This is a genomic window from Marinobacter sp. V34 (genome assembly GCF_055524115.1).
In genome coordinates this window covers 78,908-98,300 of the sequence record NZ_JBUPZY010000014.1, presented here as the reverse complement: position 1 = coordinate 98,300, position 19,393 = coordinate 78,908, and the positions used below count along the sequence as shown (strand labels likewise).

General features: G+C 55.4%; 17 protein-coding genes. 9 read left to right on the top strand and 8 right to left on the bottom strand.

Annotated elements, in window-relative coordinates; all coding sequences use genetic code 11:
- Positions 1-350: 350 nt before the first annotated feature.
- From pssA to AC0B60_RS18930, 4 genes are all read right to left on the bottom strand, one after another.
- A complete protein-coding gene (gene pssA, locus AC0B60_RS18945; protein ID WP_465087426.1) occupies positions 351-1,202 on the bottom strand; it encodes a CDP-diacylglycerol--serine O-phosphatidyltransferase in 852 nt (283 codons plus the stop codon).
- Positions 1,203-1,292: 90 nt separating this feature from the next.
- A complete protein-coding gene (gene ilvC / locus AC0B60_RS18940; protein WP_465087424.1) occupies positions 1,293-2,309 on the bottom strand; it encodes a ketol-acid reductoisomerase in 1,017 nt (338 codons plus the stop codon).
- 67 nt (positions 2,310-2,376) lie between these two features.
- Entirely contained in the window at positions 2,377-2,868 is a 492-nt protein-coding gene (ilvN, locus tag AC0B60_RS18935; RefSeq protein WP_007155058.1) for an acetolactate synthase small subunit, read from the bottom strand.
- A gap of 2 nt (positions 2,869-2,870) precedes the next feature.
- Positions 2,871-4,589 carry an acetolactate synthase 3 large subunit gene (locus AC0B60_RS18930; protein WP_465087423.1) on the bottom strand — a complete coding sequence of 573 codons (1,719 nt, stop codon included), beginning with the start codon at positions 4,587-4,589 and terminating at the stop codon, positions 2,871-2,873.
- Between the two features lie 497 nt (positions 4,590-5,086).
- Here AC0B60_RS18930 and AC0B60_RS18925 point away from each other — a divergent pair, with 497 nt between their 5' ends.
- Entirely contained in the window at positions 5,087-5,545 is a 459-nt protein-coding gene (locus AC0B60_RS18925) for a DUF4124 domain-containing protein (protein WP_465087421.1), read from the top strand.
- Positions 5,546-5,613: 68 nt separating this feature from the next.
- Here AC0B60_RS18925 and clpB read toward each other — a convergent pair whose 3' ends face one another.
- The 3 genes from clpB to rluD form a co-directional block, all read right to left on the bottom strand.
- The gene (clpB, locus tag AC0B60_RS18920) at positions 5,614-8,190 is read right to left on the bottom strand and encodes an ATP-dependent chaperone ClpB (protein WP_465087419.1); all 2,577 of its coding nucleotides are present in this window, start codon (positions 8,188-8,190) and stop codon (positions 5,614-5,616) included.
- A 143-nt stretch (positions 8,191-8,333) separates the two neighbouring features.
- A complete protein-coding gene (gene pgeF / locus AC0B60_RS18915; protein ID WP_465087418.1) occupies positions 8,334-9,077 on the bottom strand; it encodes a peptidoglycan editing factor PgeF in 744 nt (247 codons plus the stop codon).
- The gene (rluD, locus tag AC0B60_RS18910) at positions 9,067-10,044 is read right to left on the bottom strand and encodes a 23S rRNA pseudouridine(1911/1915/1917) synthase RluD (protein ID WP_465087417.1); all 978 of its coding nucleotides are present in this window, start codon (positions 10,042-10,044) and stop codon (positions 9,067-9,069) included. Before rluD ends, pgeF begins: the two co-directional genes overlap by 11 nt.
- Positions 10,045-10,180: 136 nt before the next feature.
- Between rluD and AC0B60_RS18905 the strand changes: the two genes are divergently transcribed.
- Entirely contained in the window at positions 10,181-11,017 is an 837-nt protein-coding gene (locus AC0B60_RS18905) for an outer membrane protein assembly factor BamD (RefSeq protein ID WP_465087416.1), read from the top strand.
- Between the two features lie 44 nt (positions 11,018-11,061).
- On the opposite strand, the gene AC0B60_RS18900 is transcribed toward AC0B60_RS18905, so the two are convergent.
- Positions 11,062-12,714: an NAD+ synthase gene (locus AC0B60_RS18900; protein WP_465087415.1), complete on the bottom strand. Its 1,653-nt coding sequence runs from the start codon at positions 12,712-12,714 to the stop codon at positions 11,062-11,064.
- A gap of 118 nt (positions 12,715-12,832) precedes the next feature.
- Between AC0B60_RS18900 and AC0B60_RS18895 the strand changes: the two genes are divergently transcribed.
- The 7 genes from AC0B60_RS18895 (at position 12,833) to AC0B60_RS18865 (ending at position 19,364) form a co-directional block, all read left to right on the top strand.
- Positions 12,833-14,446, top strand: a complete 1,614-nt coding sequence (locus AC0B60_RS18895; RefSeq protein WP_465087427.1) for a sensor histidine kinase — start codon at positions 12,833-12,835, stop codon at positions 14,444-14,446.
- Between the two features lie 53 nt (positions 14,447-14,499).
- Positions 14,500-15,888 carry a sigma-54-dependent transcriptional regulator gene (locus AC0B60_RS18890; protein ID WP_421840991.1) on the top strand — a complete coding sequence of 463 codons (1,389 nt, stop codon included), beginning with the start codon at positions 14,500-14,502 and terminating at the stop codon, positions 15,886-15,888.
- Positions 15,889-16,009: 121 nt separating this feature from the next.
- Positions 16,010-16,582 (top strand): GspH/FimT family pseudopilin, encoded by a 573-nt coding sequence (locus tag AC0B60_RS18885; RefSeq protein WP_421840993.1) that lies wholly within the window; start codon positions 16,010-16,012, stop codon positions 16,580-16,582.
- Positions 16,583-16,742: 160 nt separating this feature from the next.
- On the top strand, positions 16,743-17,228 hold the full coding sequence (locus tag AC0B60_RS18880) for a GspH/FimT family pseudopilin (RefSeq protein ID WP_421840995.1): 486 nt from the start codon (positions 16,743-16,745) through the stop codon (positions 17,226-17,228).
- Complete coding sequence (gene pilV / locus AC0B60_RS18875) at positions 17,219-17,719, top strand: type IV pilus modification protein PilV (protein WP_465087414.1); 501 nt, start codon at positions 17,219-17,221, stop codon at positions 17,717-17,719. Before AC0B60_RS18880 ends, pilV begins: the two co-directional genes overlap by 10 nt.
- Positions 17,720-17,721: 2 nt before the next feature.
- Positions 17,722-18,849 (top strand): PilW family protein, encoded by a 1,128-nt coding sequence (locus AC0B60_RS18870; RefSeq protein ID WP_465087413.1) that lies wholly within the window; start codon positions 17,722-17,724, stop codon positions 18,847-18,849.
- Positions 18,849-19,364 (top strand): pilus assembly PilX family protein, encoded by a 516-nt coding sequence (locus AC0B60_RS18865; RefSeq protein ID WP_465087412.1) that lies wholly within the window; start codon positions 18,849-18,851, stop codon positions 19,362-19,364. Before AC0B60_RS18870 ends, AC0B60_RS18865 begins: the two co-directional genes overlap by 1 nt.
- Positions 19,365-19,393: the final 29 nt, after the last annotated feature.

Sequence of the window (19,393 nt, the reverse complement as noted above, 5' to 3'; positions counted from 1 at the left end):
GATATTTCGTATCCGAAATACCTCGGCCAGCGCCCACACGAATTACTTGGTTAACTTTTTAAAGAGCGTTCGGGGCTTGCCCGATCAAGGTGGCGTATTCTACATCGAATCACCGCCTTGTCAACCGTTTATTTTGACTTCGATTTAAAACCGAAAAACTGCCAATAAATTCAAACGGTTGCCTTTCAATTTCTGGCCCGCCTCAGTGGCGTTCCCCTCGAAAGAGATGCGCATTCTACAGAGCCCTGAGAATGTGTCAACGAGGTTAATCAATTATTTTTACTCTGTTTCGGTTAGCACCTATAACGCCGCTCAAACGGTGAGCAAAAAGCTCATTATTTAGACCGAGATCACGTCGATTCGCCTGCCGAGCGGCGCGATTTTCTAAACAACGCAAACACCGGCCCCGAGAGCGCATAAAGAAGGAACCCGCTAAACAGGACCGTTGCTGGATCGAGCGCAACAACCACAAACATCAGAACTACCAGCAGTATTGCAGCGAAAGGCACTCGCCCCCGCATATCAAGGTCCTTAAAGCTCTTATAAAGAATATTGCTGACCATCAGCACGCCACAACCGCCAACGACCACAATTGTCATAAAGGTTAGCCAACTCGCAGGCTCCATTATATGAAAACACCAGACCAATCCAGCAACGCACGCCGCAGCTGCGGGACTAGGCAGCCCAACAAAGAACTTTTTGTCCATGGACCCGATCTGGGTGTTGAATCGCGCCAACCGCAAAGCAGCACCAGCCACATAGATAAAGGTGATGGCCCAACCAACCTGGCCGAGGTTGTTGAGCGACCAGAAGAACGCCACCATCCCCGGCGCCACACCGAAGGCGACCATATCCGCGAGACTGTCGTACTCCTCGCCAAACTTGCTCTGAGTATTGGTCAGCCTGGCAACACGTCCATCAAGCCCATCCAGGATCATGGATACGAAGATCGCAATCGCAGCATTGTCGAATACGCCGTTTGCGGCGGAAACGATCGCGTAGAAACCAGAGAACAGCGACGCCGTTGTCAGCGCATTGGGCAACAGGTAAATTCCCTTGCGACGAACCGGCGCTCCCTCTACGAGCTCTTCTTCGACGACTTCGCCGGACTCGATGTCATGCTCATGACCAGACGCGTTTGAACGCCCCTTAACATCTGTCTTTTCAGCCTGTGTTTCGGCCTGCTTCTTTTCATCAGTCATTCCAATCACTCCGGAAAGCATTTAGGCGGAGTATATACGAAAAACGCGGCCACCCGGGCCGCGTTTTTCAAACCAGTCCGAAGTACCGGATCAGTTTTTGTCTTTGTCCACAATCTTGTTCGCGGAGATCCAGGGCATCATGGAACGCAGTTTTTCACCGACTGTCTCGATCTGATGCTCGGCATTAATGCGGCGACGGGCCGTCATGGACGGGTAGTTGCTGCTGCCTTCCTGAATGAACATCTTGGCGTATTCACCGGTCTGGATGCGCTTCAATGCGTTGCGCATGGCTTCACGGGATTGCTCGTTAATGATCTCAGGACCGGTCACGTACTCACCATACTCCGCGTTGTTGGAGATGGAGTAGTTCATGTTAGCGATACCGCCCTCGTACATCAGGTCAACAATCAGCTTCAGCTCGTGCAGACATTCGAAGTACGCCATTTCAGGCTCGTAACCCGCATCCACGAGTGTTTCGAAGGCCGCCTTTACTAGCTCAACGGTACCACCGCAAAGAACCGCCTGCTCACCAAACAGATCGGTTTCAGTCTCATCTTTGAAGGTGGTTTCGATGATGCCGGTACGGCCGCCACCGATACCACTGGCGTAAGAGAGCGCCAGGTTCTTGGCGTTACCGGAAGCATCCTGGAAGATAGCAATCAGATCGGGGATACCGCCGCCACGGGTAAATTCGGTGCGCACAGTGTGGCCCGGTGCTTTCGGGGCGATCATGATCACATCCAGATCCTTGCGCGGCACGATCTGGTTGTAGTGGATCGCAAAACCGTGGGCAAATGCCAACGTAGCGCCCTGCTTCAGGTTCGGCTCGATTTCGGCATTATACAGTTGCGCCTGGAACTCGTCCGGCGTTAGGACCATAACCACATCCGCTGCGGCAACTGCTGACGGAACGTCACTGGTTTTCAGGCCATAAGCTTCCGCCTTGGCAATGGAAGAAGAACCTGGACGCAAACCAACCGTTACATCCACACCGGACTCTTTCAGGTTGCACGCATGAGCGTGACCCTGTGAGCCAAAGCCGATGATGGCAACTTTCTTGCCCTGGATGATGGAAAGATCACAATCCTTATCGTAATAAACCTGCATGGAAAACCTCTATATATTGTATTGGCCTTTTAAAGGCCGTCATTGTACAGAATGATGTCAGCGCCTGTTACAGACTTAAGACCTTTTCACCACGGGCGATGCCCGAAACCCCGCTGCGAACGACCTCAAGCACACCCGAGGTACCCACCGCCTGAATAAAGCCGTCCAGCTTCTCACTGGCACCGGCCAACTGGACGGTATAGACGGAGCTGGTGACATCCACGATCTGGCCACGGAAAATATCGACCGTGCGTTTAATTTCGGCACGCTGGGACCCGGTCGCCTTGAGCTTGACCAGCATCAACTCGCGCTCGATGTGGGAGCCCTCGGTCAGATCCACAAGCTTGACCACTTCAATCAGCTTGTTGAGCTGCTTGGTGATCTGCTCGATGACTTTGTCCGAGCCTGTGGTTGTTACCGTCAGGCGCGACAGGGTTTCGTCCTCGGTCGGCGCAACCGTCAAAGTTTCAATGTTGTAGTTACGTTGCGAGAACAGACCAACAACACGGGACAGTGCACCGGGCTCGTTTTCAAGCAAAACAGAAATGATTCGACGCATGATCAGACCCTCTCCGTCTTGCTGAGCCACATGTCCTTCATGGAACCACGGGCCACCTGCATCGGGTAGACGTGCTCAAAACGGTCCACGTAGATATCAACGAAAACCAGCCGATCTTTCATCGCCAGCACTTCTTTGAGCTTAGGCACCAGATCTTCCTTCCGGTCGATACGGACACCGACATGGCCATAGGCCTCTGCCAGCTTGATGAAGTCAGGCAGGGACTCCATGTAGGACTGGGAATGACGGGACTCGTAGTTCATGTCCTGCCACTGCTTGACCATACCAAGGGCCTGGTTATTCAGATTGATGACCTTTACCGGAATATCGTACTGACTACAGGTCGACAGCTCCTGGATATTCATCTGGATACTGCCTTCACCGGTAATGCAAAGCACCTCGTCATCAGGGAAGTTCAACTTGACCCCCATAGCCGCCGGCAGGCCGAAGCCCATGGTGCCAAGGCCGCCGGAGTTGATCCAGCGATTGGGTCTATCAAACTTGTAGTACTGCGCTGCAAACATCTGGTGCTGACCCACATCGGAGGTCACAAAGGCTTCACCGTTGGTAAGCTTCCAGAGCGCCTCCACCACTTCCTGCGGCTTGATGACATCCGGGCTGGTTTCGTAACGCATGCCATGAAACGCCCGCCACTCTTCGATCTGCTTCCACCACGCGGCGATTGCGTCGGTGTCGGGCTTTTCCTCACTCTCTTTGACGAGAGTGATCATTTCCTTCAGCACTGCATCCACCGGGCCAACGATGGGAACGTCCGCATCAATGGTTTTGGAGATGGAGGCCGGGTCGATATCGATATGGACAATGCGGGCACCGGGACAGAACTTCTCTGTCGCGTTGGTCACCCGGTCATCGAATCGCGCACCCACACACAGGATCAGATCCGAATGATGCATGGCCATGTTGGATTCGTAGGTGCCATGCATGCCCAGCCAGCCGATGTGTTGAGTATCGGAGGCCGGATAACAACCAATGCCCATCAGTGTGTTGGTTATCGGGTAACCCAACATCCTGACCAACTCGGTCAGTTGATCCGTCGCCTTACCCAGGATGACACCGCCGCCCGCATAAATAATGGGACGCTTCGCCGCCATGAGCATATCAACGGCTTTCTTGATCTGCCCGGCGTGGCCACGAATGGCCGGATTGTACGAACGGAGCTTGACCTTCTTGGGGAAGACATACTCATAGCGTTCGTTCGGCGTTGTCATATCTTTCGGGATATCAACAACAACCGGCCCGGGGCGCCCTGTCGAGGCAATGTAATAGGCCTTGCGAACGATCTCGGGAATCTCTTCCGGATGACGGACGCTCAGGTTATGTTTCACAACGGGCCGGGAGACACCGATCATATCGGTCTCCTGGAACGCATCTTCGCCAATCAGGGTGGATGCGACCTGACCGCACAGAACCACCATCGGGATGGAGTCCATAAATGCGGTGGCGATGCCAGTGATGGTGTTGGTGGCTCCAGGACCCGAGGTCACCAGTACGGTGCCCGGCAATCCGGTGGCACGTGCGTAACCGTCGGCCATGTGGACCGCTGCCTGCTCGTGACGCACCAGAATGTGCTTAACCTTGTCCTGCCTGAACAGCGCGTCATAAATATGCAGCGCTGCACCACCCGGATAGCCATATATGTATTCGATCCCCTCATCTTGCAGGGACCGGATCAGCATATCGGCGCCAGACAATAACTCCACGATGTTCTACCCTCTTCTACGAGTGAATGAGCCGGGAAACGTCCCGGTTGCCTGGATGTCCGGATACCATGCTTCTTGTGAAAGCTGAACCGGATACTCCGCCACACCAGCTAAAAGAGGTTGTCTCCTGGCCGGCCGCCCTCCTGAGGGTTGCGGAGAACGACCAATCAACGGGTTGCACGTAAGCAACAACCAGTCCGCGACCTGCGCGGGGCATTCAGTGTGGTAATTAACGGGGGATACTCGCTCGGGATTGCCTGCCGTATTGACCCCAGTCTTCAGGCAATCGGTAATTTTGACAGCGCTAAACTCCCTGTCAATAGCGGCAACGCTATTCTCTGTCCTTCCCCTCCGAACGTCTGCCATACTTTGCTCAACTATTTGAACCAGATTAAAGAAAGTTGCCTTTACAAATGGCATGATAAACATAGGCTAACATAGAGACTGTGCCGCTACCGGCGGTGCTTCGACAAGGCTAACGCGGAATGAGCAACGGCATGAACAGAAAAACCCTCACCCTGGCAGCACTTCTGGCAGCGACACCTGCAATGGCTTTCGCGGCTTCCGTGTATAAATGGACTGACGAAGACGGGGTTACGCACTTTGGTGATCGGCAGCCAACCGGGCAACAGGCACAGTCTGTCAATATACGCACTGGCACATCATCCGAGAACAACCGCATGAGCCCGCAAGAACAGGTGGAAGAGCTCGAAAGCCGAGAAGCCGAGGAAAGCGAACGACGGGAGGAAAGCGCTGTCGAGGAGGCCCGCCGCAAACAACGGGCAGCCAACTGTGAAACAGCACAAGATAACCTGGCGGTGATCCAGAGAAACAGCCGAATTCGCATCGAAGAGGAAGGAGAACTTCGCTACCTTACCCCAGAAGAAATTGAGGAAAAGAAACAGCAGTTTGAAACAATAGCAGAAGAAAACTGCGGTGAGGCTTCCGAGGCCTGATCCCAACGAACCTCTCAGATCCATAACAAGAAAGCGGAGCACAATGCTCCGCCTTCTTGATCAAACCATCACGCCTTCGCGAATTCCAAGCCGTGATCCTTGACTGAACCGCGAATGGTATCGCCAGGCAGGAAATCTCCCTGAAGCAACCTCTGGGCCAGCGGGTTCTCAATCATCCGCTGAATAGCCCGCTTCAAAGGACGAGCCCCATAAACGGGGTCGTAGCCAACTTCCGCCAGCAGCTCCATCGCAGCGTCGTCCAGTATTAACGACATCTCCTGCTCCTTCAGGCGTTTTCCGAGAGCATTAATCTGAATCCGGGCAATGCCCTGGATCTGACTTTCAGCCAGCGGATGGAACACCACCACTTCATCCACCCGGTTAATGAATTCCGGTCTGAAGTGAGTACCCACTACGTCCATAACATCCTTTTTCATCGACTCGTAGTTTTCCTCACCCGCTTTCTGTTGAATGATGTCCGATCCCAGGTTTGAGGTCATTACTATGACGGTGTTACGGAAATCTACCGTTCTGCCTTGACCATCGGTGAGGCGCCCATCCTCCAGCACTTGCAACAGGATGTTGAATACGTCCGGGTGTGCCTTTTCAACTTCATCCAACAGCAACACCGAGTAGGGGCGGCGGCGGACCGCTTCGGTCAGGTAACCACCCTCTTCATAGCCAACGTATCCCGGAGGCGCACCGATCAGCCGGGCGACGGAGTGTTTTTCCATGAACTCGGACATGTCGATTCGGACCATGGCCTCCTCAGTGTCGAACAGGAACGATGCCAGAGCTTTGCAGAGTTCGGTTTTACCCACACCCGTTGGCCCCAGGAACAGGAAAGAGCCGTTGGGGCGGTGAGGATCTGACAGACCTGCACGGGATCGACGAACTGCATTGGACACGGCCTCAACCGCTTCATCCTGGCCGATAACTCGGCCATGCAGGGCCTCCTCCATTCGCATCAGCCTGTCGCGTTCGCCTTCCAGCATTTTGGAAACCGGAATACCCGTCCACTTGGAAACCACTTCGGCGATCTCCTCGTCGGTCACGCGGTTTCGCAGCAGCTTCATCTCCATCATTTCCGCCTGGCTCGCCATATCCAGTTGGCGAGCCAGCTCGGGAATCTGGCCGTACTGCAACTCAGACATACGGCCGAGATCACCGGCACGGCGGGCATTTTCCAGATCTATCCGGGCCTGCTCCAGTTGACTCTTGATCTTCTGGGAGCCATGCAGAGCCGCTTTTTCGGTGTTCCAGATTTCTTCCAGGTCTGCGTATTCACGCTCGATACCGGAGATGACATCCGAGAGCTCGGAAAGCCGCTTCTTGGAGGCTGCATCGGTTTCCTTCTTCAAAGCCTCCCGTTCAATTTTCAACTGGATCAGGCGCCGCTCGAGGCGATCCAGCGCTTCGGGCTTGGAGTCCATTTCCATGCGAATCTGACTTGCAGCTTCATCAACCAGGTCAATGGCCTTGTCGGGCAATTGGCGATCGGCGATATAACGATGAGACAACCTCGCCGCTGCGATGATGGCACCGTCTGTGACTTCCACTCCGTGATGAACTTCGTAACGCTCCTTCAGACCACGGAGAATCGCGATGGTGTCTTCCTCGTTGGGCTCGGAGACCAAAACCTTCTGAAACCGACGCTCGAGGGCAGCATCTTTCTCGATATTTTCGCGATACTCGTCAAGAGTGGTGGCGCCCACGCAATGCAACTCCCCGCGCGACAGAGCGGGCTTGAGCATGTTGCCGGCGTCCATTGAGCCTTCCGCTTTACCCGCACCGACCATAGTGTGAATTTCGTCGATAAACAGAATGATCTGCCCTTCCTGCTTGGCCAACTCATTCAGCACGGATTTAAGACGCTCCTCAAACTCACCCCGGAACTTGGCGCCCGCAATCAACGAACCCATATCCAAAGACAGCACACGCTTGTTCTTGAGCCCTTCCGGCACCTCGCCATTGACAATTCGCTGCGCAAGTCCTTCTACGATCGCAGTCTTGCCCACACCAGGCTCACCGATAAGCACCGGATTGTTCTTGCGGCGACGCTGCAGCACCTGGATAGTTCGACGAATTTCATCATCGCGGCCAATCACCGGGTCCAACTTGCCAGCCTCGGCACGCTCTGTCAGGTCAATGGTGTATTTGGAGAGCGCCTGGCGATTTTCTTCCGCAGACGCATCGTCAACCGATTCACCACCCCTAACGTCTTCGATGGCACGCTCCAACGCTGATTTGTCGACGCCCTGCTCCCGCAGAACCCGCCCGAGACTACCCCGATCCTCAAGTGCCGCCAGCAGCAGCAATTCGCTGGAAATAAACTGGTCGCCACGCTTCTGCGCCAGCTTGTCAGCAATATTGAATAGCCGCCCCATATCGTTTGACATCGAGACATCGCCGGCAGAGCCCTGCACTTCCGGCAGGTTCTCGATTTCCCGAGCCACAGCCTGGCGTATCCGAGAAGGCTCGGCGCCTGACTGCTTCAACAGCGGCTTGATGGAGCTGCCTTCCTGGTCCATCAGCGCCTGCATCAGGTGCACAGGCTCAATAAAGTTGTGATCCCGGCCTACCGCCAGGGACTGGGCATCGGCCAGTGCGGTCTGGAGTTTGCTGGTCAGTTTGTCGATTCTCATAATCCCGTCTTCCCAAATCTCTGTCACTTAACCGATTGGAGACATCCATCGGCGACATTGCGTCTGCTTTGACAGTTAATGTAGGGGCGATTGATCGGAGTTCAAGCAGATCGGACAGGAAAGTGTCAGAAAATTGACGAGCATCATGAGATGAATATCAGGCTTGCCATTCTCCCTGTCTGCCCGTCTCGACGATACGAGAAAAAGTGCTCACTATCGGTCACCGTACAGAATTCACCACCGTAGACCTGGAGCACACCTGCCATCGCCAGCCGCTGCCGGGCAAGCTCATAGATATCCGCAAGGTAATGCGTTGGATTTCGAGGGTTGGCAACGAATGCATCATCCGATTGGGAATCATTCATCAGGAAAGCCTCCCTGACCTCGGGGCCAACCTCAAACTGATCGGGGCCGATGGCCGGGCCCAACCAAGCCAGGACTGCTGCGGGGTTGCCAAGATGCTCTACCGTTCGCTCCAGGACGCCACCATTCAAACCGCGCCAGCCAGCATGAGCAGCGGCCACCTGGCCACTGGCAGGGTTGCAGAAAAGCACTGGAAGACAATCCGCTGTCATCACCACACATGCCACCCCGGTTTGCGAGGTCACACTGGCATCCGCAGTAACCAACCCTGACTGCGGCAACTCAACAACGTCGGTACCATGAACCTGGTTAAGCCAACCGAATGACTGGGCGCCAGGCTCGGCCCACTGCCCAAGCAGGGACCGATTTTTCGCCACGTCATTGGGACGATCTCCCACATGCGCGCCGAGGTTCAGGGACTGCCACGGCGCCTGACTGACCCCGCCCACTCTCGTCGTGCATGCGGCTCGGGCCCAGGCCGGAGCGGGCCAGTCAGGCACAATCAACGGCAGCTCAGACGTCATTGTTCTCCAGCTCCTTAACGTGCTTGCGAAGTGCGGCCAGCAGACCTTCGATGTCATCGGGCAGTGGCACCTCCCACGTCAGTATTTCACCGGTTTGCGGGTGTTCCAATGTTAACTGACGGGCATGGAGCGCCTGCCGCTGGAAACTGGCAAGTGCGTCTCTCAATTCGTCTGTTGTGCCTTTCGGCAGACGTAGCCGACCGCCATACTGAGGGTCGCCCACCAATGGATGCTTCACGTGGGCCATATGCACCCGTATCTGGTGGGTGCGACCGCTCTCCAGCTTGCAGCGGACGTGGGTGTGCGCTGCAAAGCGCTCCACCAGGCGATAATGCGTTACCGCGGGCTTGCCGGTGGGCACGACCGCCATTTTCTTGCGTTCACGGGGATGACGCCCAATCGGTGCGTCGACCGTCGAGCCCCCCGTGAGGGTCCCAACAACAATGGCTTCGTACTCCCGCCCCATGGTTCGAGTCTGCAACTGGTCGACCAGCGATGTGTGAGCAATCAGGCTACGCGCTACCACCATGATCCCGGAGGTGTCCTTGTCGAGACGGTGCACAATACCCGCTCTGGGCAGGTTTTCTACTTCCGGGGCATGGTTGAGCAAGGCATTGACCAGGGTACCGTCAGCGTGGCCTGCCGCTGGATGGACCACGAGGCCCGCAGGCTTGTTAATGACCAACAGGTGCTCGTCTTCATACACAATATCCAGGTCTATCGATTCCGCTTCCCAACTGACTTGCGCTTCCGGCTCGGCGTCCAGATCGAGTCGGTCGCCCAGCATTACCTTGTCCCGGGGCTTACAGGTTTTTCCATTGACCGTCAGTGCGCCGCTTTTGATCCAGCCCTGCAGTCGGGAGCGCGAGTGCTCCGGCATCAGTTCGGCCGCAGCCTGATCCAGGCGGCGGTCGCTGTGCTCCGGTGGAATGGAGAAGCTGGCGATAATACGGTTTTCAGATGACATTGAGCCCCCGGGGCCGGTATGAGTGTTACGTTTGAGTCAGAATTTCTGAATCCACGGCGCGTGCCACTGCACATGTGAACGGATCCCCGTTACAATGGCCGACGTTTCGAATTTTGCCATTATACGGGATTCCGGCATGAGATCAGTTGTCCGATTACTGCTAGTCACCACCGCAGCGTTATTCATCAGTGCCTGCGCATCGAACGATAAGCAGGAAGAAGTACTGCCGGAACAAACCTATTACGAAAATGCCCGCGATGCGATGAACTCGGGCAACTTCAACGAAGCCGAGCAGAACCTCGACTATCTGGAAACCTACTACCCATTTGGCCGCTATGCGGAACAGGCCCAATTGGACCTCATTTATGCCCGCTACCAGAATCTTGACCTGGAAGGGGCCCGCGCGGCGGCAGACCGTTTTCTCAGACTGAATCCACAGAGCGATCACGCCGACTACGCGCTCTATATGCGAGGCCTGGCATCCTATAATCTGGATATTGGCCTGGCTGCCCGCTACTTCCCGGTGGACGTTTCGGCAAGAGACCCCGGCGAACAGCGCCAGGCGTTCCGGGACTTTTCCGAGCTGCTGAACCGCTACCCCTCCAGCGAATACGCTCCAGATGCCCGCCAGCGCATGATTGCGATCCGCAACCGCCTGGCTGAACTGGAACTTTACGCGGCACGATATTACATCAGCCGTGAAGCCTACATCGCAGCGAACAACCGAGCTCGATACATTATCGAAAATTATTCAACGACGCCGTCCGTCGAAGAAGCCTTGGTCATCCTGGCGGAAACGTTCCGTTTCATGGATCTGAAAAAAGGAGCAACGGATGCCGTGGCAATGCTCAAACAGAACTTCCCGGACAGCGCGGCCTTCAATGAGAACGGAGAGTTCCAGCCAGACATCCTCAAACGCGAGGACCGCTCCCTGTCTAGCGTGGTCACCTTCGGCCTGATGGGCGACGAATAACATTTGGCAGGGCTGCCCGAGCAATCAGGCAGCCCTACCGCAATCTACTTTCCACTTTTCCAGCCATTGGTAATCGGGTAACGCCGATCCTTACCAAACCCCCTTTCGGTAATTCTCACGCCTATCGGCGCCTGCCTGCGCTTATATTCGTTAATATCCACCAGCCGCACCACGCGATCGACATCCGCCCTGTCGAACCCCTGAGCCACAATGGCATCGGCACTGAGATCCCGCTCCACGTAGAGATTGAGGATCTGATCGAGAACGTCGTATCCCGGCAGGCTATCCTCGTCTTTCTGATCCGGTGCCAGCTCTGCCGACGGCGGACGGGTAATGACCCGCTCTGGAATCACCTGCGAAACACTGTTGCGATACCAGGCGAGGCGAAAAACCAGGGTTTTGGGAACGTCCTTGAGCACATCAAAGCCGCCGGCCATATCCCCGTACAGGGTCGAGTAGCCCACCGCCATTTCACTTTTGTTGCCAGTCGTCAGCACCAGCGAACCGAACTTGTTGGACAGAGACATCAACAGAACGCCCCGCAGCCGGGCCTGCAGGTTCTCCTCGGTGGTGTCAGGTTGCGTGCCCTCAAACGGGGCCGCCAATGTTTTCATAAAGGCATCGTACATCGGCTCAATGGAGAACACGTCGTATTGAACGCCCAGGGCCACGGCCTCGGCTTCCGCGTCTTCAATACTCATACCCGAGGTATAGCGAAAAGGCATCATCACCGCGCGTACCCGGTCGGCCCCCAGGGCATCCGCCGCAACAGCCAGTGTCACCGCTGAATCGATACCGCCTGAGAGCCCCAGGACAACGGATTTAAAGCCATTCTTGTTGACGTAGTCCCGCACTCCCAGGACCAGGGCCTTGTAGACATTTTCCTCCAGCGAAGGCTCCGCAATGGCAGGCTGCGGGATTGGCTGGCAATGATGTTCACAGACGAAGTCCACCGGATAGAGCCCTTCGCTGAACTGTGGTGCTTCGGCTGCGAGCACCCCGGAATGGTCGTAAACCACAGAGCCACCATCAAAGACCAGTTCGTCCTGCCCGCCGATCAGATTGACGTAGACAATACTGACCCGATTCTCAAAAGCCTTGCGCTCTACCAGAGCCTTTCGGCGCACCTGCTTGTCAATATCGTAAGGTGACGCATTGAGGTTGACGACCAGCCTGGCGCCTGCCGCGGCAGCGTCTTCCACCGGCCCTTCGCTCCAAATGTCCTCACATATGGTAATACCCACTGGCACCCCTTTGATATCCATGACCAGGGTATCCACACCATTCGCAAAATAGCGCTTCTCGTCGAAAACCTGGTAATTGGGGGGAAACCGCTTGAAGTAGCGCCCGGTTATATTTCCCTGCTCAATGGCGATTGCAGCGTTGTACAGTAGAGCGCCCTCCCGTATCGGAGCTCCCACGATAATAGCAGGACCCAAATGTTCCCCGCGCAAGGTTTCCAGCGCGTCTGCAACGCGCACATCCATACTGGGCCTCAACAAAAGGTCTTCCGGTGGGTACCCGGTAAGACACAACTCCGGGAACACAACCAGATCCGCTTGATGTTCCTGCTCCGCGCGTCGGGTCGCCTCAATCACCTTTTGGGTATTGCCGGGGATATCGCCCACCAGAAAATCGAGTTGGGCCATCACTACCCGAAGTTTTCCTGGCCCCTGAACATCCTTTTGCACGGACATAACGCAGCTCCTGTAACTCATTGCCATTAAAAGGCTATTATAACCCCGCAAGACATCAGAATTCTCGCGGGATATCCACTGGACGATGGCACAACCAATCACTCCTGATCAGCAACCCATGACCGATACACCACCGTCAAACCAGCGGGGCCGGCTGTTTCGGATCTATAACCACTACCGCGTCGTCGTCAGCGTTATACTGGTGGCGTTGCTGTTTGTGGACCCCATAAACTTCGACTCCCGCTTCCGATCGATGGATTATTACCAGGCCGGGGTGGTCTGCTATCTCGCCATCAATGGCTTCATCGCACTGATAATGCTGGCAGGTTTTCAGCCCAGAAGCCGCCATATCACTGTATCTATACTGATGGACATCCTGCTCCTGCATGGACTCCTGGTTACCAGCACCGGCATCACCAACGGGCTGGCCAATCTGGTTATTGTTTCTGTTGCTGCAGGTAACATCCTTACCCCTACCAGGATCGGCACCTTCTACGCGGCGCTGGGTGCTATCTGTTCTCTGGGCATCTCGGCCTGGTCCGTGCTGGTGTTTGATGACTCCGCCGATGAAATTGTTCGCGCTGGCTCCCTGGGCATTCTTTATTTTGCCGCAGCGTTTATCCTCCAATACATATCGCGGCGCATGCTGCGCAGTGAAGCACTTGCCAGTTCCCGCGCCCGCAGCATTGCCGAACTGGAGCAGATCAATCGTCAGATTATCCAACGCATGAGAACCGGCATTCTTGTGCTCGACCGGTTTGGGCGCATCCGCCTGGCCAATGCTGCTGCGGAAGAATTGCTGTTTGGCACGACCACCGAGGACACGAAACTACCCAGCCGGGGACGAAATCTGCCGCGACCGCTCCGAAGAGGCCTAGACGCCTGGCTGAAAGACCCTGCCCGCAGAACAGAACCTTTCCAGGCCACACAAACCTCGCCCGTGGTACAAGCCAATTTCACTCAGCTCGATCAGCAGCGCGGCGACCAGATTCTGGTATTTATCGATGACATGAGCAGGGTGACGCAACAAGCCCAGCAAATGAAGTTGGCTTCCCTGGGGCGACTAACCGCAGGTATTGCCCATGAAATTCGTAATCCCCTGGGCGCTATCAGCCACGCGTCCCAGTTGATGAACGAATCTCCCAACCTGGATGAGGGGGATCGCAAAATGCTGGACATTATCGAACGACACTCCCGCCGGGTGAATGGCATCATTGAAAACGTGCTTGACCTGTCGAGACGACGCGCTGCCGACACCGACCTGATTGACGTCGGCCAATGGTTATCCGCCTTCCGTGACGATTACCTGCAAACCCAGAGTAATGAACACCAGAAGTCCGACGACATTCTGCTTCGCACAGAACGCGAACTGCCCCTGGCGCGCTTTGATATCAGCCAGATTGAGCAGGTGATGGTAAACCTCTGCGACAATGGCCTCCGGTATAGTAAGCAGGCAACGGGCGAACGCCGCATCGAACTGTATGCGGGCGTTACCGGCGATGGTGAGCGCGCCTATGTAGATGTTCGCGATTTCGGCCCGGGCATCGCTCCAGAGCACCGCGTATCTGTTTTTGAACCTTTTTTCACAACCGACAAGAGTGGGACAGGGCTCGGCCTTTATCTGGCACGAGAACTGTGCGAGGCTAATCAGGCTCACCTGTCCCTGGTAGAAGGCAACCAGCCCGGCTGTTGTTTCCGCATTACATTCGCCCACCATGGACGGATGATCTAACAAATCCGGAAGCCCGGTAGTCTGAATAACGACATGGAACCGATAACAATCCAATGACCACTCATACCGCCCTGATCGTAGACGACGAACCCGATATCCGGGACCTTCTGGAAATCACACTCAGCCGAATGGGAATAACAACCCTGACCGCGCCAGACATCACCTGCGCGAAAAAGCTTCTGGGTGAACACAAACCACAACTCTGCCTGACAGACATGAACCTGCCCGATGGCAATGGTATCGATCTGGTGCAGTGGATACAGCAGAATACGCCTAGCACCCCGGTGGCCGTCATTACTGCCTACGGCAACATGGATACGGCCATTGAGTCCCTGAAGGCCGGAGCATTCGATTTTGTGTCCAAGCCGGTCGAGCTTCCGCGACTTAGAGAGTTGGTGAATAGTGCTCTCCGTTTGTCTGAAGCAGAAGCCAACACTCAGGACACAGACGATGAACCGGGCCTGTTGCTAGGCAAGTCAACAGAAATTCAGAAACTCCGAAGCCAGACTCGGAAACTGGCCAGAAGCCAGGCACCTGTCTTTATCAGTGGAGAATCGGGTAGCGGTAAAGAATTGGTCGCGAGAATGATTCATTTGCAGGGCCCTCGCCGCGACGGCCCCTTTATAGCTGTGAACTGTGGAGCCATCCCCTCTGAACTGATGGAGAGCGAGTTTTTTGGTCACAAAAAGGGAAGCTTTACCGGGGCCGTTGAAAACAAAGACGGCCTGTTTCGATCTGCCAACGGTGGCACTTTGTTTCTGGACGAAGTCGCTGACCTGCCTCTGGCAATGCAGGTAAAACTCCTGAGAGCCATTCAGGAAAAGGCTGTTCGCCCGGTTGGCGACACGAAGGAAGTTCCGGTGGATATCCGGGTACTCAGTGCGACCCACAAAAACCTTCCAGACCTGGTTCAGGAAGGCATTTTTCGGCAAGACCTGTTCTACCGGATCAACGTCATCGAACTGGCAGTTCCGCCGTTACGGGAACGCCCCAACGACATACCGTTGCTCGCCCGACACATTCTCGAAAGAATAGGTCACGAATATGAGTGCGAACCCGCCTCGCTAACCCCAGGCGCCATCGAGCGGCTCAAGCAGTACGATTTTCCAGGCAATGTCAGGGAGCTCGAAAATGTTCTGGAGCGCGCCTTTACGCTTTGCGATGCCGATCAGATTGATGCTGGGGATCTGCATCTTGGAAATGGCGTACAGACGGCGTCGTCACCCACGCAGGTTATCGCGGAAGGCGAGGTCAACGATGACGGGACTGCCCCTGTGCCGGATGGCGAGATTGATCTGGAGAACTACCTGGAGAGCATAGAGAGACAAGCCATCGAGAAAGCTCTGGAAGCCACCCGATGGAATAAAACGGCGGCCGCGAAGCGTTTGGGAATCAGTTTCCGAGCGCTTCGATATCGCCTGAAAAAGCTGGGGATGGAGTGAACGAAATCTCAGAAATCTCTAGTCGGTAACCATCGTTCATCGATTTAGGGTAAGATTCACATCGCTTTTCTACAGGATGTAAAAAAGCGCCCCGACCAAACCACCAACATGGATGTTGACTATGCAATACCCTGCCCAAACCAGGGGTTTCACCCTGGTTGAACTCATTCTCACACTCGCACTGATCGCAATGCTCGCCGGTATAGCCAGCACTTCCTGGACTCGGCTTATCTCCTCAACACGCCACACCGACTTGATCAACGACACTCGCCGAATGTTTGCCGTTGCACGATCCTACGCCGTTCACCAGAAAACCCTCACCACCGTATGCCCGCTTTCTCCCGCGCTGCGGTGCACCGATGACTGGAATAATACCGTCTCCGTCTTTCCAGACAGAGACAACGACAAGCGACCGGATGCCGGAAAAATCCACCGGGTGTTCACGCTCACAAAGGGCCAGTCCAGCCTTTATTCCCGAACAGCCGGGAGAGGCTACTTCCAATTGTCTGCCAAAGGTATGAGTCACGGCACCATGGGCAGCCTTGTCGCGTGTTCCGAGTCAACCAACGGAGGGTTTAACATGAGTTACCTGGCCCTCAATATCGGCGGTCGCATCCGGACACTCCACGACGAAGACGGGGATGGAAAAATCAGACTTCCCTGGGGAACGACCGTCACCTGCACTGACCCATGAAACACGAAAGGACTCGTGATCGGCCTTAAAGTGTGACTCAAGCCTCATCTTCAGCCCGCTGATACCGCCCATACCGGATGTTCGACCGTTCATCGAATAAGCGATGAATATCTTTGGCACCTTTGATTTACTAACCTGAGGCTTACCAACGGAATTTGGCATGTTGAAGAGAACCGCAGGTTTCACGCTCATAGAACTACTCATCACGATGGTCATTCTCGCGATCATTGCGACTGTCGCTCTCCCCGGCTTTGGCAGGCTGATAGACAGCAATCGGCTGGTAACCGGCACGAATTTGCTGGTGTCCTCCATTAAACTCGCCAGAACAGAAGCCATCAAGCGCGGCACAAACGTCACGTTCAGCACCGATGGTGGCCTGGAGGGCGGTTGGTGTGTGCACGAGGGCGATGACGCCGGGGACTGCGCCAACGACCAGATTCGCGGGTTCGAGTCACCTGGCAATCTTATCTTCACCGAAAGCGTAGGCGATCTGGTGTTTGACCGACGCGGGTTTCTTGTTCCACAAACCGCTCAAACCTTTACCATTGCTCCAGTCGGCTGTGCCAGTGGTGACATATCCTTCCGAAGGATCCGGGTAAGCCCGGTTGGACGAACCGAAGTAGATGACGGAGAAGTATGCCCGTGACTCCAACTATGATTCAGACCACTAAGCACTGCTCCGGCCTAACTTTTCCGAGACACCAGTCCGGTCTTGGCATGATTGAGATCCTCATTACAGTCCTGGTTCTTGCCATCGGCATACTGGGCGTTGCCTCAACACAAGTCGTTTCCCTGCAAATGAACTCTCAGTCCCAGAGCCGGAGCCAGGCGGTTCTGCTCGCGGAGGACTTGCTGGACCGAATTCGTGCGAATTCCGATAATCTCGGCGCCTATGCCTTGGCCCAGGACGACGCGCAGGGCGCCGATGGTGGTGATTGCGACACGTCTTTCGTACCGGCAAATGCTAACGTTGCAGCCAATGATATTGCCGCCTGGGAAAACAGCCTCGCCTGTCTTCTTCCAGAGGCTGAGCGTACTGTTGCGGTGGATCTCTTTACCAATGTGGTTACAGTCACCATAGACTGGGACCAGAACGACCAGGCCATGAACCCTGTAGTAGTGAGGACTCAGATTTGATCATGTCAAAGTTCCGCGTTTCCTCTACCCCCGATACCTGTCCTGTGGCCAGCCAATCAGGCTTGTCGTTGGTTGAACTGCTGATTGCAACAGCTCTCGGCCTCGTTCTTACGCTTGGTGTGATCCAAATTTATCTGAGCGGCAATGAGACCTATCGCCAGACTCAGGGCCTCGCCCACGCGCAGGAAAGCACCCGGTTTGTTTCTGCTGTTCTGACACCGGATTTCCGTTCCGCGGGCAGTTTCGGCTGCCTCGCTGAAATGGGCCGGCCGCTTGACCAGGTTGTCGACAACCGTCTGAATGGCGGTCTGGTAGTGCCTCTGGACCAGGCCCTCCAGGGTTGGGAGTACACGGGAACCGGCCCGGGAGACAGTGTCACGCTGGCGAACGCCATGGCAACGCCCGGCGCCGGTAACTGGGCCTCAGGAACCGCTGGCACGAACCTGCCCGCCAATCTTGCGGGCTCCGTGATCACCAATTCCGATGTCATTATTGTCAATGCCCTGACTTCTATTGGTGTGCCGTTAAACCCCGCCGTTCCCCAGAATGGTAACAGCATTAACCTTGCCGACAACTCTGGAGTGGAGGCCGGATCCGTCGTTCTGGCCACCCGTGGCGATTGCTCTGAAGGCGAAATGTTTCAGAAGAGCAACAATGCCAATTCCGATTCCATCGTAATGGCTGGCGGCAATGTCAACCCAGGCAACAACGGTAATAACTTCAATCTGAATTACGACCCTCAAACCCGAGTCTACCAATTTACATCGATGGCCTATTACATCGGCCAGGGCACCAACGGTGAACCCGCCTTGTTCCGGCGCATGATGACACCACTCCAGAACCCCCAGGAATTGGTCTCTGGCGTTGAAACACTGCAAATCCTATACGGCGAAAATACCGTTGGAACCAATGCTGCGGATGACTATGTCCCTGCCGACGAGGTGGCGGACTGGAGCACCATCGTGAGCGTTCGGTTCTCGGTCATGACCCGAAGCCAGGACGAAGTGCTGGACGAAGAAAACAATCGCAATTTCGACATGCTTGGCAGTGAAGTCTCCCAGGCAAACAACGGGGACCGGCGTGTACGACTCATCTCCGTCAGCACCACCGCACTCAGGGGGAGAATGTAATGAAAGCGGCCCGGAATCGAGTGAGACAGTCCATGGATAGTGTTAGCCCCCTCAATATGCGCCAGCGCGGGGCGACGTTGATCGTCGCGCTTGTCATGCTGCTGCTGATCTCCCTGCTAGCCATCGGGGGTATGCAGGGATCCGTAATGCAGGAGCGAATGGCGAGCAACGCTCACGACAGCGCAATTTCGTTTCAGGCTTCCGAAGCTGCATTACGACAGAGTGAAAACGATATCCTGAATACCCCAGGTACCCGTGTGACAGCCTTTAGCGAGGCAATACTCGACAGTCCGTGGGAGTGGGATGGCAACAACCCTGCCCGGTCCGGCACAGGGGTCGCCGGCCCGGATGTAAGCGCACAGCCCGCCTACCACCTTGCGCGCCTTGCGGATGTGTGCCCGATCGAACCCGGACAACCCTGCTTCGAACGCTACCTGGCAACGTCAAGAGCCCAGGGTGGAAGTGACGAAGCGGTTACCGTTTTACAATCTACGGTTTTGTTACCACCAGAGTAAACGTCGGCTTGTGTTGAACTTCGCCGTCT